Raw genomic sequence first — 239 nt, forward strand, 5'->3', positions numbered from 1 at the left:
TGTTGCCGTGTCGCTTACTTGAGCCACAGTCACTGCCTTGAGGGCTGCGCCTTCTATTGATGGGGTAATACTCACGCTACCAGGACGTGTACCGGCAGTTAGCGTCACCAAATAAATACCGTTGCTCTGTTCGCGAGCTGAACTTAGTGTCGCTGCCTTAACCGGCGCTTGCGCTACGGGGCTTTTTTTACTTAATGATTGTGTCTCTTGCAGCGTTGCTGTCTGAGCACCGGACATTC

Annotated in this window: 1 protein-coding gene; it reads right to left on the reverse strand. The window is 52.3% G+C overall.

Annotated features, from left to right (window positions below):
- The coding region (locus tag KVT28_RS26600) for an invasin domain 3-containing protein (protein WP_217551303.1) at window positions 1-239 on the reverse strand (239 nt) is incomplete at both ends.

The sequence above is a fragment of the Pantoea sp. GbtcB22 genome, from assembly GCF_019091025.1.
Taxonomy (GTDB): Bacteria; Pseudomonadota; Gammaproteobacteria; order Enterobacterales; family Enterobacteriaceae; genus Pantoea; species Pantoea leporis.